Raw genomic sequence first — 15,701 nt, 5'->3', positions numbered from 1 at the left:
TTGTGGCATTTTTGCCGTATTTAGCACAATCTTGTCAATCTTGTCAGATGTACTACAAGATTGTGCTAAATTGCCTCAGAACCTTATGCCGTTTCGCCAAAAATATCAAGAATCTCGATATGCAACTCCTATATACCTCATGTTAAGGTGTACGTGGCAAGAAGTGCCAACATCATTTTTTAGGAGGAATTTCTCAATGAAAGCAAAGAAAATTGTTGGAACAATTCTTTGTGCTGCAATCGCATTTACAGCATTGACAGGATGCGCAGCCGGTTCAGGAAAGAACAAGGTTGGTGTATCAATGCCTACAAAGGATCTCCAGAGATGGAATCAGGACGGCGACAACATGAAGAAGGAGCTCGAGGCTGCAGGTTATGAAGTAGATCTTCAGTATGCTAACAACGACGTAGCTACACAGCTTTCTCAGGTTGAGAACATGATCAACTCCGGTTGTAAGGTTCTCGTTATCGCTGCTATCGAAGGTTCTTCACTCGGCTCAGCTCTTGATAAGGCTGCTGCAAAGAAGATCCCTGTCATCGCTTACGACCGTCTCCTCATGGACAACGCAAACGTTGACTATTATGCAACATTCGACAACTACATGGTTGGTACTATCCAGGGTCAGTATGTTGTAGATACTCTTGACCTCGCTAATGCAACCACAACTTACAACATCGAGTTCACAGCTGGTGACCCCGGTGACAACAACGCAGGCTTCTTCTTCAACGGCGCTTATGACGTTCTTAAGCCTTATATCGAGAACGGCACACTCAACGTAGTTTCCGGTCAGAAGACATTCGAAGAAGTTGCTACACCTTCCTGGAAGACAGAGACAGCTCAGTCCAGAGCAGAGAACATCCTCGCTTCCAACTATGCTGACGGCACAAACGTAGACATCTGGCTCTGCTCCAATGACTCTACAGCTCTCGGCGTTGAGAACGCTCTCGCTTCCAACTACAATGGTACATATCCTATTATCACAGGTCAGGACTGTGACAAGGCTAACGTTAAGAACATGCTCGCTGGCAAGCAGTCCATGTCCGTATTCAAGGATACACGTACACTCGCTTCCCAGGTTGTTAAGATGGTAGGTCAGATCCTTAAGGGTGAGACAGTTGACGTTAACGATACATCAACATACAACAACAACGCTAAGACCGTTCCTTCTTACCTCTGCAAGCCTACATACGCTACAGCAGACAACTACAAGACAGTCCTTCTCGACTCCGGTTACTACACCGAAGCTGACATTACTTAATCAAGTAGTTTAAAGCCCTTTGCAGGCGGGGGAGACCCCGCCTGTATATTGGGGTTGTGACTTTACTCTGAACGACAAACAAACTCAAAGCTTATAAATCTATACGAAAGAGGCGACACATGGCAAAAGTTTTGCTTGAAATGAAGAGCATAACCAAAACTTTTCCGGGCGTTAAGGCTCTCGACAACGTCAACCTTCAGGTTGAAGAGGGGGAGATTCACGCGCTGGTCGGCGAGAACGGTGCCGGTAAATCGACATTGATGAACGTTCTCAGCGGTATTTATCCGTATGGCACCTATGAAGGCGACATAGTTTACGACGGCGAAGTATGCGAATTTCATAACATCAAGGATTCCGAGAAAAAAGGAATCGTAATCATCCACCAGGAGCTCGCGCTGATCCCTTACATGACGATCGGCGAGAACATGTTCCTCGGAAATGAACAGGGAAGCAAGTGGTGTATCGACTGGAACAAGACCTATGCCGAGGCAGACAAATACCTCGAGATGGTAGGTCTTGAAGATTCATCGAAAACACTTATTAAAGATATTGGTACAGGTAAACAGCAGCTCGTAGAGATTGCGAAGGCTCTGGCTAAGCACGCCAAGCTCCTTATCCTCGACGAGCCTACATCATCACTCAACGAGACCGATTCAAGAGCTCTCTTAGACCTCATGAAGAAGCTCAAGAGCGAGGGAATGACGATGATCATCATCTCCCACAAGCTCAACGAGGTCTCTTATGTAGCAGACAAGATCACTGTCGTCAGAGACGGTTCCACGATCGAGACGATGGATGCAAAGACTGAGGATATCTCAGAGTCAAGGATCATCAAGGGCATGGTAGGCCGTGAGATCACGGACCGTTTCCCGAAGCGTCATGACGTCCCGATCGGCGACATCATGATGGAAGTCAGGAACTGGACCGTATACCATCCCGAATTTGCCGAAAGAAAAGTAGTAGACGACGTATCGATCAACGTACGTGCGGGTGAGGTAGTTGGAATCTACGGACTCATGGGCGCAGGCCGTACCGAGCTTGCGATGAGTATCTTCGGACGTTCATACGGTATCGGTATATCCGGAACCCTGATACTCCGCGGTGAACATGTCGTACTGAAGAGCCCCAAGCAGGCAATCGCAGCAGGACTTGCATACGTTACCGAAGACCGTAAGGGCAATGGTCTTGTCCTCACGAACTCGATCAAGACAAACACGACACTTGCAAATCTCAATGCTATCAGCAAGGGAAGCTTTATCGACAAGGATAAGGAATACCTGGTAGCAGAGGATTATGTACAGAAACTCAAGACGAAGACTCCTTCCGTCGAGCAGCTCGTAGGAAACCTCTCAGGCGGTAACCAGCAGAAGGTCCTCCTCGCGAAGTGGATGTTTGCGGATCCTGACGTACTTATCCTCGACGAACCGACAAGAGGTATCGACGTAGGTGCAAAGTACGAGATCTACTGCATCATCAACGATCTGGCAAAGGCCGGTAAATCAGTCATCGTAATCTCATCCGAGCTTCCTGAAGTCATCGGCATGAGCGACAGAATCTACATCATGAACCAGGCTAAGATCGTAGGAGAGATGAAAGCTTCCGAGGCAACACAAGAGAACATCATGGCTTGCATTGTTAAGTCGGGAAGTGAGGCATAACGATGGGTGGAAATAAAGTAGTAACCTTCCTGAGAAAATACATGATGCTTATCGCTACTGTCATAGTAGTCATAATCTTCTATTTCCTGACTGGCGGCAGGTCATTATTACCTCAGAATATCAACAACGTAATCTCACAGAATGCATACGTTTTCGTACTCGGAACAGGTATGCTCCTCTGTATCTTGACAGGTGGCAACATCGACCTTTCAGTAGGTTCTGTCGTCTGTCTCGCAGGCGGTGTCGGCGCCATCATCATGGAAGCAAACCTTCCCTGGCCCCTCGCTGTAATCGCAATGCTCCTCATGGGACTTCTGGTCGGTGCATGGCACGGCTACTGGATCGCATTTATAAAGGTTCCGCCTTTCATCGCAACCCTTGTCGGCATGCTGGCATTCAGAGGACTCGCGAACATCATAATGAAGGGTTACGCTTATCAGATCAGTGATAAGACATTCCTTAACATATTCGGCGGAGGCGACAGCTGCTATATTCCTGATTTCCTCGCCGGAGTCGGACCTGCAACATCATTCAACAAGACATGTATGTGTGTAGCGATCCTCATTGCAGTAGGTTATACGGTATTCACGTTTATTAACCGCACGAGACTGATCAATCAGGGCTACAAGGTAGATTCGCTTATAAGCGTCATAGTCAAGACGGTTCTCATCGATGCAGTAGTTATCTGGATCGGAAATAAGCTCGCAAACTACAAGGGTATCCCCACGGTTCTCATCTGGATCGCCCTCGTACTCGGCGTATTCGCTTACATCACATCTAAGACCACACTCGGACGTAACCTCTATGCTGTCGGCGGTAACGAGAAGGCTACAAGACTTTCCGGTATCAACACAAAGATGGTAATGTTCAGTGCATACACATTCATGGGACTTCTCGCTGGTTTCGCAGGCGTCCTCAACATCGCAAGACTCATGGGTTCACAGCCTACTTACGGTCTCGGTTATGAGATGGATGCGATCGCAGCATGCTTCATCGGCGGCGCTTCCGCATACGGCGGAACAGGTTCCATTGGCGGTGTTATCATCGGTGCTGCTCTCTGCGGTATTATCAACCAGGGCATGGTCATCGCGAACACACCTCCTAACTATCAGACGGTAGTCAAGGGTCTGGTTCTCCTCATCGCAGTCCTCTTCGACGTCATCATGCAGATGCGCAGAAAGGGTGCCAAGAAGACTGCCGCAACAGAAGCTGCAGATAAGGGAGGTGCTAAAGCATGAACACGTTCAGCATAAAGAATGTTCTTAAAAAGAACGTAATGACCATAGCACTTATCGTAATCTACGTCTTCTTTACGATAATGACCGGCGGTAACATGTTCACTCCCTCGAACGTTACATCGCTCATCGAACAGAACGCATACGTATTCATCCTCGGTGTCGGTATGCTCATGTGCATGCTCACCGGCGGTAACATCGACCTTTCCGTTGGTTCCTTCGTATGCTTCATGGGTGCGATCGCAGGTGTTCTTTCCGTCATCAAGCACGTCAACACACCTCTCACTCTCATCCTCGTTGTAGTAGTAGGCGTTATCTACGGTGCCATCTTAGGTTTCCTCATCGCATACCTCAAGATACCTCCGTGGATTGCAACCCTCGCAGGTTATCTCGCATTCAGAGGTCTCGGTACCCAGATCCTCATCTCCGTATCCGATACCAGCGCCATCTCAAACTTCCCGCCCGAACTCCTCGGCATCTTCTCCGGAAGGATCTTCGAGTCGGCATGGGGCACGCTCAACATCCCTTGCATTGTCCTCGGCGTTATCGGTGCTGCAGCTGTTGTCTACATCAACATCTCCACCCGTGCCAACAAGGTAAAGAAGGGATATCAGGCAGATCCTCTCGGATTCGTTATCGGAAAGAGCGTTCTTGAAGTAGCGGTAATCCTTATCCTTGCTTACCAGCTCGCAATGGACGGCGGCATCCCGGTAGTTCTCATCTGGATCATCGCAGTTCTCATCATCTACGGAATCATCACAGAGAAGACGACCATCGGACGTCACTTCATGACTGTCGGCGGAAACGCAGAGACAGCAAGACTTTCAGGTATCAACAATAAGCTCGTCATGTTCTGCGCTTACCTCAACATGGCAGTCCTTACGGTTCTTGCCTCACTCATCGTTACTGCAAGATTCGGTTCGGCAAACTCCTTTGCAGGACAGAACTTCGAAATGGACGCGATCGCAGCTTGTATCGTCGGCGGTGTTTCCGCATACGGCGGTTCAGGAACGGTCATGGGAATGGTAATCGGTGCCGCCCTCATCGGTGTCATCAACCAGGGCATGTCCCTGATGTCCATCGACCAGGACTGGATCAAGATCGTTAAGGGTGCGGTACTCCTTGCCGCAGTAGTCTTCGACATCCTTTCCAAGAAAGGAAACAAGAGACAGTAACAGATAAGAGAAGTAATAACCAGTTCTTTTCATAATACTGTTTTCCGGTCACCCGAATACCCGGAATGCACTTTACCTCCAGCCGCCGCGAGTCCCCTTGCGGCGGTTACTTATTGCAAGGAATTTTCATTTTTGAAAAATTACGTTATGCGTTTTGATTTTTCTCTTTCTGTATGATCGAAAAGAATCAAGAAATGACGTTTTTCTGATTTTTTGCCCCCCTTAAAATAAGAAAAAATCAAAATTATCAAGACTGAGATTTAACAATCAGTATTAACGTAAAAATTGAGACTAGTCTCACGACCACCGTATAGTCTCAATTTTCGGTGTAAAAACCGCTTGATGCGCGAATCACCCACATTTCTTGTTTGCAAGGTCATATAATCTCATCACAAGAAGGGAGGTGAACACATGGCTATCAACATCAGAAAAGATCTTAATGTCAGATATAGATTGTTGCAGAAAAGCATTGAGGAAATAGAGAAGAAATTGGCACATTCTTCTGAAGGTAGGATAAATGTCAGAGAAGAACATGGCAACTCATATTACTATTTGTTTGAAAACAAAACATATGTGAAATATCTGACTTCAGACGACAGCGAAATCATTGCAGAATTACTTCAAAAGAATTATCTCCAGAAAGTTTTGCGTTCTATGAAACAGGAACTGATTGCAATAGAAAAGATGCAGAAGATATATCCCGAAAAACTTGCAGAGGACGTATTTGATCAACTGTCGGATGGCCGGAAAGCTTATACAAAGCCTATTGTGTCAGCGGATGATTCATATGCACAAAAATGGATGGATACTCCATATGTACATAAGTCTTTTAAAAAGGGTTCACCGGAATTCTATACAGCCAAAGGTGAACGTGTCAGATCAAAGTCTGAAGTCATCATTGCCGACAGGCTGAGAGCTAATGGTATTCCATACAGATACGAATGTCCGTTGAAAGTGGGGAAGAAGATAATCCATCCTGACTTTACTATCCTAAGAATGAGCGACAGAAGGATTCTTTATCATGAACATTGCGGGAAACTGGGTGATCACGAGTATACAGAAGAAATGTTGACCAGAGCCAACGATTACAGTCAGGAAGGTATCATTTTGGGAGACAGATTGTTTTATACATTTGAATCAGATACTAAGCCTCTTAATGTAAAGCTGGTTGATATGATAATCAACACTCACTACAGATGAATAAATGATTTATAACCCATTTAGCTGCTGTATTTTGGTCTTCATATTACAAACCGAGTATCTTTGATGCATGGAGGGACTTGCCCCTCCTGAGCACAAAAAAGCACCTGCAATGCAAGCGGTCAAGGGGACCTTCAGGTCAGCTTCAGGCGGCCCCTGACGGCCGGTAATGAGCAGGTGCTAATAGTTTTATGCTTCTTTTTGTGTTCCGTTGTATGTGAAGCTCAGCATCGTAAGATCGTCGAACTGTTCCGCGTCTTTTACGAAATCTCCGACTGAAGCCCTGACGTTCTTTATCAGTCCTTCGGCTGACGTATCAGGATTGCTGTTGAGGGCAACGAGGATGCGGTCTGTTCCGAACATCTTGTTTTCTTTGTTGTTTGCTTCGGGAACGCCGTCTGTGTATACGAAGATCCTGTCACCGGGTTTCAGATCGACGGTGTATTCCTTGTACTTGCTTCCGGGCATTCCGCCTATTACGAAGCCGTGCTTGTCCTTGTAGAGTTCGAACGGTCTGCCTTCCTGCTTTAATATCGGATATTCGTGTCCGGCGTTTGCGGCTGTGAGCTTTCCCGTGGAGATCTCAAGGATGCCGACCCATGCCGTGACGAACATGTCGACATTGTTATTCGTGCTTAAAGCCTCGTTTGTCTTCATGAGGATGTCTGCAGCCGACTGGCCGAGCATTGCGCAGCTCTGAAGGATCGTCTTGGAGATCATCATGAAGAGGGCCGCGGGAATGCCTTTGCCGGATACGTCCGCTATTACGAGGCAGAGATGGTCATTGTCGATCAGGAAGAAATCGTAGAAGTCACCGCCGACTTCCCTTGCAGGTTCCATCGTGGCGAAGATGTCGAATTCAGTCCTGTCGGGGAAGGGAGGGAAGATATGGGGGAGCATTGCCGACTGGATTGCCGTGGCAAGTGAGAGCTCGGTTCCGATACGCTCTTTTTCGGCGATTATCTTTGTGAGGTTTGCCTCGTACTCGGAGAGGTCATGCTCCATGTCCTTCATCGTGACGGCGAGGTTCTCGAGCTCGTCCTTTGTGTGGATGTTGAGGTCTGAGAAGTGCTCTTTGTTATCAATGCCTTCCTGTCTGTCCTTGACGTAATTCTGGGAAGCTTCGGCTATCTTGTTGATAGGTTCGACAAGCTTTGTCTTTATGAGTTTTGTCTGGAACCACGCGAGAAGGAACGTGATGACGAGGAATACGATGGTAAGCTGGAAGGAGAGGTTTCCCATGCCTACGATAATGTTATGTATCGAGATGTCAACGAACATGAACGATACAAGGCTTCCGTCGGCTTTATCGTTGATGGGGACTGCGACCGTGCAAAGAAGCCCGTATTTCTCAGTGTTGTCAAAGTAGTATAGTGTCTCGTCTTCCGTGCCGTTCAGGAGTTTTTGCATGCCTTTGACGTTGGCGGGTTCCCAGTCGCCAGGCATCTGCTTTGTCTCCGGATTCTTGTCGGTGTCGACCATGTAGACGATTGCGTTGTTTTCGGGATCGAACATTCCGACATATATGTAAGCAATCTCGTCGTAGGTTCCGACATTATCGAGCATGTGTACCAGGACGTCGTAAATGCCGCCCTTTTCCATGTCCTGATGTTCAAAAAACGCCCTGTATTCCGGCGTGCCGATCTTGGCGCGGTCTTCATCGCTCAGGCCGTTATAGATATTCATGATGCTGCGCGAAAAACTTACGACGTCAGAACCGTGCATTGCCGACGAGCGGGCCTGGATCGCAGCGGCATGAGCAATTTCGATGTATTTTTTCGTGAAGGAATATGCATAGAACGACAGAGCCACCAGCTGGATGATAAGGCCGAAGAGTATGCAGCTTACGACGGTGGAACGGACGGTCTTAGCCGAGAGAGAATGACGCCTCTTCTCCCGGTCTGACATTTTCTTTATGTTGTTGCTCATTTAAGACACCTCTTTAAAAGGTTATTCCAGATTTTTTACTATCGTGAGATTGTTGCAGCCGTCGATGAATCTGTAGCGGATGTCATCCATGTACTGCTTGATGAGGAAGATGCCCAGGCCGCCGATCTGGCGCTCCTCGCCGGGGAGTGTGACATCGGGATCCTCTTTCGCGAGCGGATCGTATGGGATGCCTGAGTCGATGAACGTGATTAGGACCTGTGATCTGTCTTCGCTGAGGCCGATCTCGATCACGACGTCACCCGTTCCGGGCGCATAAGCATAGAGTGCGACGTTGACGAACAGCTCCTCCACCGCGAGATCGATCTGCATCTGCTTCTTCATCGGGCATTCGACTTCCTCCAAATAACCGTCGATGAAAGCAAGGACCTCTTCCAGGTTCTCTTTCTTTGCCTCTATCTCTATCTTCTTCATATCCGTATACCTCACTGTCTTGCGCCAGGCGTTGCTCTTGATGAAACTCTTAAGTATCTTCGCGTCTATCTTGCCCTTCTTTGCCATGTCCTCAAGTATCTTGAAGGCCTGCTCCGGTGACATCGGCGGCTTATAAGGCCGGTCGTCTGCCGTAAGAGCATCGTAAATGTCTATTATCGTGAGAAGCCTCGTCTCCCAGGGGATCTCGTCTCCCGAGAGCTTTTTGGGATAACCCGTGCCGTCGAGATATTCGTGGTGCGCGGATGCCCAGGCGGGAACGTTCTTATAGTCACCGACGAATTCCATCTTTGACAGGAGCTTTGCAGTCAGCGAGGCATGCGATTCGATGATGTGCCGCTCTTCGGCGGTGAGAGTTCCCCTTGCGACTGTTATCGCTTCGAGTTCTTCGGGTGAGAAAAGGGGAGTGGTGCCGCCGTCGGATGTCATGAGATCAATGTCCGCAACGGACTTAAGCTGTTCTATCGTTTCCTCATCGAGTACGGGTGCGGTATTTGCCGAGATTATCAGCTTTTCGAGCCTGCCGAGGCGGGCGAGTTCCTTTTCGCCCTCATCCCTGGTCTTCTCGCCTGAAAGGATGCGGTTCTTTATCATGAGACGCGCGATCTCGAGCTTTGTCATGACGGTGACGAGATGCGCGCCGAGCCTTGTGGCTTTATCCATTACCTCCTGGGGGATCAGGAGCTTGCCTATGTCGTGGAGCCAGACGCTCATGAGAAGAGGCCCGATGTTCCTGGAGGTGTTCTTTGCAAGTTCGCCGTGTGACGACAGCCAGTCGAGATAGGCCTCGGCGTACCTGACCATGTTCTTTGTGTGGTTTGCGTTGTATGCCGATTTTTCTTCGACTGCGGTTACCATGACCTCAACGAAGGAATTCATGAGAGCGGTTATCTGCGTGGCAAGGCTCTTGTTCCTGATGATGAGGTTTGTGACCTCTGTCTGGTCGGAAACTACCACGACGAGGTTTGTCTCTTCGTTGCCTGCGGTAATGAAAGTCGTGGTTACCTTGAGATATTTCAGCTGCTTGCCGTTGGTGAACGTGACGGTCTTCGAGACCTTTTTCTTAAGGTAGATAGCGTCCAGGAGCAGCTCGAAAAAGTCATCGTTGCCTTCGATCTCGGTCATGAGTCCTGCGATCGTTTTGCCGATGATGTTGTCAGATTTGATGCCCAGCATGTCGCAGGCAGAGTCATTACAGGTCTCGACCCTGCTGTCGAACCCGATAACGATCACTCCGTCGGAGAGATTCTCGATGATATTCTGATAGATGAGCGCTTTTTCGTCGTCCATAAAACACCACCTTATGACGTCAACCGTGAAACAATGCCTCTTATAATTTTAATGTATGCAGGCCGATTATTGAATATGCTCTTTTCGGCGGGCTGATCAGGCGGAAAGAACAAACATTTAATCGTTGATAAAGATTATGTGAATTTTGCCCGAAAAGATAAGATTTTTTGACTGTCCTATATTAAAATAAATATTATTTTAAATTGACGAAAGGGGTCTCTTTTATGAGTACACAGAAACAGTTCAAAAAGGGTGAAGTTATATTCAAGCAGGGCGATCTGGGCAACAGCTTTTTCAAGATCATCGAAGGAAGCGTTGAAGTCATCGTGAACTACGGCGAAGACGACGAGCGCTCACTGACCATCCTCAATCCCGGCGAGTTCTTCGGCGAGATGGCTGCGATCGAATCCTATCCCAGGAGCACGACCATCGTTGCCAAGGAAGATGTAAGCACGGAAGAGATCTCGAGCGACGAGCTTGAAACCTTCTTTGCAGAGAATCCCGACATGATCTACGCTATCATGAAGCATCTCGGAGTCAGGATCAAGGAGCTGTCCGCAGAATATGACATCCTTGCCGGCGTCTTAAAGGAAGTCCGCGCTGCCCAGGACAAGAAGAGCGATTCCATCTTCTCCAAGATCAAGAAGTATATCGACTATTATTCTTCCGGCAAGAACAATATCGAGAAGCCTTCCGCAGAAGCTCTCCGCGAGGCATCTGCAGGACTTAAGGACCAGAAGGCAGCAGCCATCGAGACTTATGACAAGGGCACGATCATCTTCAAGGAAGGCGAGACCGGCAAGTGCATGTACATCGTTTACGGCGGTGTTGTCGGTATCTACAGCAATTTCGGCAGCGACAGACAGAACAAGCTCACGGATCTTTATCCGGTATCCTTCTTCGGCGAGATGGGCATGATCGCAGACGAGCCCAGGAGCGCAACGGCTGTTTCCGAAGAAGACGGCACATATGTCGAGATCGTACGTCCCGAAGGACTCGAGCAGCTCTTCAAGGATACTCCGGTCAAGGTCGAGATGATCTTAAAGCATCTTTCTTACCGTCTGAGAAAACTCACTTACGACTACCTTTCAGCCTGCAAGGAGATCAATGATCTTTACAACAGCTGATAAGGATTTCTGTCAGATACAGCTGACAGGGTGATTGCGGTAAGACCGGGATGACTTCCCGGCCGGATGGAGGGGCGTCATGTTTGACAATATACCTGCCGAACAGATCAAGTATATCTTCGAGAACACCGATGATGCGGTATGCGTCGTCTCTTCTTCGGGAGTGCTCATGGACTCCAATCCGTCGGCCGAGAAGCTTTTCGGGATCCCCGCAAACAGCAACATAAAGATATGGGACGCCATCCCTTACGTTGAAGGCAACGACGACCTGATCCAGCTCTTCATCGACGCGGTAACGCAGAAGCTCACTTCCCAGGAAGCGATCGTCGATTACGTGAGCAATGAAGGTCAGGTCCACAACCTTCACGTCAGACTGACTTTTTACAAGGGAGACGTCTCTTTGTATCTGATCGTCATCACCGATCTTACGAAGCTCATAAAGGTGGAATCGGCTTTCGCCAGATACACTTCGCCTGATATCGCCGACTACGTGCTCACGACCTCCGAAGGCCAGAAGCGCGGCGGCGTTACCCAGGAAGTCACCATCATGATGAGCGATCTCAGGGGATTCACGGCGCTCGCGACAACGATGTCCGCGCAGAGGCTGATAAATCTCCTGAATCATTATTTCGAGAAGATGGTATCCGTCATAGAGAAATATCACGGCACCGTCATAGAGTTTTTGGGTGACGGCATCTTTGTCGTTTTCGGCGCCCCGAAGGAATGGCCGGACCATGCGACCCTTGCGGTGAGCTGCGGGATCGAGATGCAGAACGCCATTAAGGAAGTAAACGAATGGAACCGTGAGAACGGTTATCCCGATCTCGAAATGGGTATCGGCATCAATACCGGCAGCGTCGTTGTCGGCAACATCGGCTCCGAAAAGAAGATGAAGTACGGCTGCATGGGCTCGCCCGTCAACACTGCGGGAAGACTCGAAGCCCTTACGATCGGAGGCCAGCTCCTCATAACGGAGAACACGAGACAGCTCCTCAAAGAAAACATCGAATACATTTCGGACGGAGCATTCCTTCCCAAGGGTTCGACAAAAGAACTCAAGTATTACGAAGTGACCGGAATGGGCAGTCTTACGCTCGACGTAAGAGGACGGGACATAGAGTGGGGCGAAGAGGTTCCGGAGGAGTGTTCTTTCTTCATGCTCGAGGCAAAGACTGTCATCGAGGAGGAACTGAAGGGCACCATCCTGAAGGCTTCAAAGGATCTGAAGTTTGCGGTCCTGAAAACGGACAGGGAACTGCCGCTAAGGCAGAACATAATGGTGCAGAAGAACGGTTCAAGGATATATGCAAAGGTTATAAGGAAGGAGCCTGACGGATACATCGTCTGTTTCACTTCCGTAATGCAGGGCGTCTGAAGGAGAGTGTGGTCAAATGGCAAAATCAAAACTTGATGAATTCGTACAGAATGACGTAAAGAACCAGAAGGGTGTATACATCCCCGTTCACGCGGGCATTCTGGAGCGTATGTTTGTCAGGAAAGCCGCGTGCGCGAAACTCCATCCGAATGCCGAGGACGAGTTCTCCATGGAGTCGGTCGGTCCGAGCTACAGGATCATAAGCGAATACGAGACGAAGTTCCGTGAGGCCATGAGGCTCGAGCGCAAGGTTTTCGACGAGCCTTTGACGGTCGAAAAGCTCCGTCCGAACGGATATCTCCTCCTGAACGGCCACCACAGATGGGCGGCCGCGATGCGCTGCAACATCAAGAAAGTCCCGATCAAGATAATCAACGTCGCCACGGAATCAGACATCAAGAAGATACTCGAGAAGTCCCAGCACGATAAGCGCGTTACGCTGGATCTTGACGAGGTTGTTTTCAGGCCGGAAGACTACAAGTATCTCGAAAAGAAATTCATCTTCCCCCTGAACCTCCGCATGAAGCAGAGGATAAGGCTCGGAATCCCGGCTCTGTTCTACTTCCTCGCGAAGAACGGCTACGACATCTGGGTATATGCGGCAGATTACTATTCGATCGATGACATCCAGAAATTCTTCAGGGCTTATTCTGTCCACGTCGACGGCATAATCACGGGCGTCGCGAAGAGAGAGCAGAACCAGTCCGAGAGCGTGATGCGGATGGAAAAACTCATCGCAAACAAGTACGCAAAGACGCTTCACATCGATAACGACCTGATCCTCGTTACGCGCGGCAAGACCGGCGAGTTCGAGGAATATGAGATTAACTCCTCTGAGGAGGAATGGGCAAGAAAGGCTATTACCGTCATCGAGGAAATGGAGAAGAATGAAAGAAAAAAATGACGGGGAGAAGATGAGGGTCTCTTTTGACCTTGATGAAGTCCTCTTCGTTAATCCGGCGACCCACAAGACCGAAAAGGAACTGGCTTTTCCCTTAAACCACATCTTCAGGGAACGGTTGAGACTCGGCACGCCCGAGCTTATCAACACGCTTCAGAGGATGGGCTATGAGGTCTGGGTATACACGTCTTCGTTCCGCTCCGAGAAATACATAAAAGCCCTTTTCGCCCACTACGGCATAAGGTTTGACGGCATCGTCAACGGCTCGAGGCACCTTAAGGAGGTCCAGAAGGGCCACTCCCAGATACTGCCGCAGAAGGTCCCGAACAGATACCGCATATCCCTTCACGTGGACGACGAATCCGTCATCTGCTCATACGGCAGGGAATACGGGTTTGACGCTTACCAGCTCGACGCGCCCGACGATGAATGGAAAGAAAAGATCATCGCCAAGGCCGAGGAAGTCAAGCGCAAGTGGGAGAGGAGAAGGAAGTCTTGAAGACTTCGTTTGTTTCATTTATTATTTTCGCGAAAAGAAAATCCATCCCTGAAGCGAGAATAACATGGAACAGTTTTTGGAAAAGATCACCGAGATAAATGACGCAGTAAACTCTTTCGTATGGGTGAAGATAGGCCTCGTCCTTCTCATAGGCACGGGCATCCTTCTGACTTTTGCGACAAAGTTCTTCCAGATATCGCACTTGAGGCACTGGTGGAAAAAGACCGGCGGCGGCGTTTTTGACAAATCCAGCCACAATAAGAGGGAGAAGGGAAGTGTCTCGCAGTTCCAGGCTCTCTGCACGGCTCTTGCCGCGACGATCGGCACGGGCAATATCGCAGGCGTGTCGGCAGCCATCTGTATCGGAGGCCCGGGCGCGGTGTTCTGGATGTGGATCGCCGCTTTCTTCGGCATGATGACGAACTTTTCAGAGAACGTTCTCGGCATCTACTACAGAAGGAAGAACGAAGACGGCGAATGGTCCGGCGGCGCGATGTACTATCTGCAGGACGGACTTGGCTCTTATAAGGGCTGCAAATACATAGGAAAGATCCTGGCGTTCCTTTTCTCGTGTTTTACGGTCCTCGCTTCTTTCGGCATCGGCAACATGGGTCAGGTGAATAAGATAACGCTCAATATCGAGTCGGCTTTCTTCTCGGACATCTCGAATGACATCCTGATCGCCGGAAAGATCAAGCTCGTTCCGTTCCTCATCGGCATTGTCCTGATGGCAGTCGCGGCGATCGTAATACTCGGAGGTCTTAAGAGGATCGCGGCAGTAGCCGAGATGGTGGTTCCTTTCATGGCGGTCGCTTACATTGTCGGCGCGCTCATTCTGGTCATTATCCACATTCCTTCCATACCGGCGGCATTTGCGTCCATTTTCAAGTTCGCTTTCGGCATCAAGCCCGTTGCGGGCGCCGCTGCGGGTATCGTGCTGAAGGAAGTCATCACACAGGGCTGCAAGAGAGGCGTCTTCTCCAATGAGGCGGGACTCGGCTCTTCGGTCATGGTCCACAGCAACTCCGACGTCAAAGAGCCCGTAAAGCAGGGCATGTGGGGAATCTTCGAAGTTTTCGCGGATACGTTCGTCGTCTGCACCATGACGGCACTTGTTGTCCTTACGTCAGGCTTTATCAACCTTGAGACGGGTCTCGTAAACGAAGGCGTGGAGGATGCGACGCTCGTAGCCAAGGCTTTCAGCAATGTCTTCGGCAGGGGCGGCGAATGGTTCATCGCGGTTGCGATCCTGCTCTTCGCGTTCACGACTGTTCTTGGTTGGTCCCACTACGGGAGCAAGGCAGTGGAATATCTCATCGGCATAAAGGCCGCCAAGGTCTACAAGGTAATCTTTGTCCTTCTCATAGTCGCAGGCGCCGTCATGGAAAGCTCTCTTGCATGGGACCTCTCAGATACGTTCAACGGCTTAATGATGATCCCGAACCTGATCGGCGTAATAGCGCTCTTCCCGCTCGTGAAGAAGATCACTTCCAACTACGTCGCAAGGAAGATCAAAGGGCAGAAGGATGTTAAGCCCCTCTTATCTTACGATGAGAAGCTCCAGAAAGAGCACGAAGAGCTCGTCGAAAACGGCGCCGAGTAAG

General features: G+C 49.3%; 12 protein-coding genes. 10 read left to right on the top strand and 2 right to left on the bottom strand.

From position 1 onward, the window contains the following. Positions 1-196: 196 nt before the first annotated feature. The 5 genes from BO18_RS24580 to BO18_RS24560 all read left to right on the top strand — a co-directional run bounded on the left by BO18_RS24580 (position 197) and on the right by BO18_RS24560 (position 6,526). Entirely contained in the window at positions 197-1,258 is a 1,062-nt protein-coding gene (locus BO18_RS24580) for a substrate-binding domain-containing protein (RefSeq protein WP_034450310.1), read from the top strand. 119 nt (positions 1,259-1,377) lie between these two features. Then, complete coding sequence (gene mmsA, locus BO18_RS24575; protein WP_034450308.1) at positions 1,378-2,916, top strand: multiple monosaccharide ABC transporter ATP-binding protein; 1,539 nt, start codon at positions 1,378-1,380, stop codon at positions 2,914-2,916. Between the two features lie 2 nt (positions 2,917-2,918). Next, entirely contained in the window at positions 2,919-4,154 is a 1,236-nt protein-coding gene (locus tag BO18_RS24570; RefSeq protein WP_081861239.1) for an ABC transporter permease subunit, read from the top strand. Beyond that, positions 4,151-5,326: an ABC transporter permease subunit gene (locus BO18_RS24565; protein WP_034450307.1), complete on the top strand. Its 1,176-nt coding sequence runs from the start codon at positions 4,151-4,153 to the stop codon at positions 5,324-5,326. The genes BO18_RS24570 and BO18_RS24565 overlap by 4 nt, the downstream gene beginning before the upstream one ends. A 411-nt stretch (positions 5,327-5,737) precedes the next feature. Beyond that, positions 5,738-6,526, top strand: coding sequence for a hypothetical protein (locus BO18_RS24560; protein WP_034450306.1), 789 nt, complete (start codon positions 5,738-5,740; stop codon positions 6,524-6,526). Between the two features lie 189 nt (positions 6,527-6,715). Here BO18_RS24560 and BO18_RS24555 read toward each other — a convergent pair whose 3' ends face one another. Beyond that, entirely contained in the window at positions 6,716-8,455 is a 1,740-nt protein-coding gene (locus tag BO18_RS24555) for a PP2C family protein-serine/threonine phosphatase (RefSeq protein WP_051689128.1), read from the bottom strand. A 21-nt stretch (positions 8,456-8,476) separates the two neighbouring features. Further along, complete coding sequence (locus BO18_RS35765; RefSeq protein ID WP_066738440.1) at positions 8,477-10,195, bottom strand: HD domain-containing phosphohydrolase; 1,719 nt, start codon at positions 10,193-10,195, stop codon at positions 8,477-8,479. A gap of 224 nt (positions 10,196-10,419) precedes the next feature. Between BO18_RS35765 and BO18_RS24545 the strand changes: the two genes are divergently transcribed. From BO18_RS24545 to BO18_RS24525, 5 genes are all read left to right on the top strand, one after another. Then, positions 10,420-11,322 (top strand): cyclic nucleotide-binding domain-containing protein, encoded by a 903-nt coding sequence (locus BO18_RS24545; protein WP_034450305.1) that lies wholly within the window; start codon positions 10,420-10,422, stop codon positions 11,320-11,322. A gap of 79 nt (positions 11,323-11,401) precedes the next feature. Next, positions 11,402-12,697: an adenylate/guanylate cyclase domain-containing protein gene (locus BO18_RS33480; RefSeq protein ID WP_051689127.1), complete on the top strand. Its 1,296-nt coding sequence runs from the start codon at positions 11,402-11,404 to the stop codon at positions 12,695-12,697. A gap of 16 nt (positions 12,698-12,713) precedes the next feature. Next, the gene (locus BO18_RS24535) at positions 12,714-13,601 is read left to right on the top strand and encodes a ParB N-terminal domain-containing protein (protein WP_034450303.1); all 888 of its coding nucleotides are present in this window, start codon (positions 12,714-12,716) and stop codon (positions 13,599-13,601) included. Next, positions 13,585-14,097, top strand: a complete 513-nt coding sequence (locus BO18_RS24530; RefSeq protein WP_051689126.1) for an HAD family hydrolase — start codon at positions 13,585-13,587, stop codon at positions 14,095-14,097. The genes BO18_RS24535 and BO18_RS24530 overlap by 17 nt, the downstream gene beginning before the upstream one ends. A gap of 64 nt (positions 14,098-14,161) precedes the next feature. After that, positions 14,162-15,700, top strand: a complete 1,539-nt coding sequence (locus BO18_RS24525) for an alanine/glycine:cation symporter family protein (protein ID WP_034450302.1) — start codon at positions 14,162-14,164, stop codon at positions 15,698-15,700. The last annotated feature ends 1 nt before the right edge of the window (position 15,701 follow it).

It is taken from the genome of Butyrivibrio sp. AE2032, from assembly GCF_000702965.1.
This window is presented reverse-complemented; position numbering and strand designations above follow the sequence as displayed.

What these genes read in the sequence shown, in the direction of transcription:
- BO18_RS24580 (WP_034450310.1), top strand. Translation starts at nt 197, where the DNA reads ATGAAAGCAAAGAAAATTGTTGGAACAATTCTTTGTGCTGCAATCGCA.
- mmsA (WP_034450308.1), top strand. Translation starts at nt 1,378, where the DNA reads ATGGCAAAAGTTTTGCTTGAAATGAAGAGCATAACCAAAACTTTTCCG.
- BO18_RS24570 (WP_081861239.1), top strand. Translation starts at nt 2,919, where the DNA reads ATGGGTGGAAATAAAGTAGTAACCTTCCTGAGAAAATACATGATGCTT.
- BO18_RS24565 (WP_034450307.1), top strand. Translation starts at nt 4,151, where the DNA reads ATGAACACGTTCAGCATAAAGAATGTTCTTAAAAAGAACGTAATGACC.
- BO18_RS24560 (WP_034450306.1), top strand. Translation starts at nt 5,738, where the DNA reads ATGGCTATCAACATCAGAAAAGATCTTAATGTCAGATATAGATTGTTG.
- BO18_RS24555 (WP_051689128.1), bottom strand. Translation starts at nt 8,455, where the DNA reads ATGAGCAACAACATAAAGAAAATGTCAGACCGGGAGAAGAGGCGTCAT.
- BO18_RS35765 (WP_066738440.1), bottom strand. Translation starts at nt 10,195, where the DNA reads ATGGACGACGAAAAAGCGCTCATCTATCAGAATATCATCGAGAATCTC.
- BO18_RS24545 (WP_034450305.1), top strand. Translation starts at nt 10,420, where the DNA reads ATGAGTACACAGAAACAGTTCAAAAAGGGTGAAGTTATATTCAAGCAG.
- BO18_RS33480 (WP_051689127.1), top strand. Translation starts at nt 11,402, where the DNA reads ATGTTTGACAATATACCTGCCGAACAGATCAAGTATATCTTCGAGAAC.
- BO18_RS24535 (WP_034450303.1), top strand. Translation starts at nt 12,714, where the DNA reads ATGGCAAAATCAAAACTTGATGAATTCGTACAGAATGACGTAAAGAAC.
- BO18_RS24530 (WP_051689126.1), top strand. Translation starts at nt 13,585, where the DNA reads ATGAAAGAAAAAAATGACGGGGAGAAGATGAGGGTCTCTTTTGACCTT.
- BO18_RS24525 (WP_034450302.1), top strand. Translation starts at nt 14,162, where the DNA reads ATGGAACAGTTTTTGGAAAAGATCACCGAGATAAATGACGCAGTAAAC.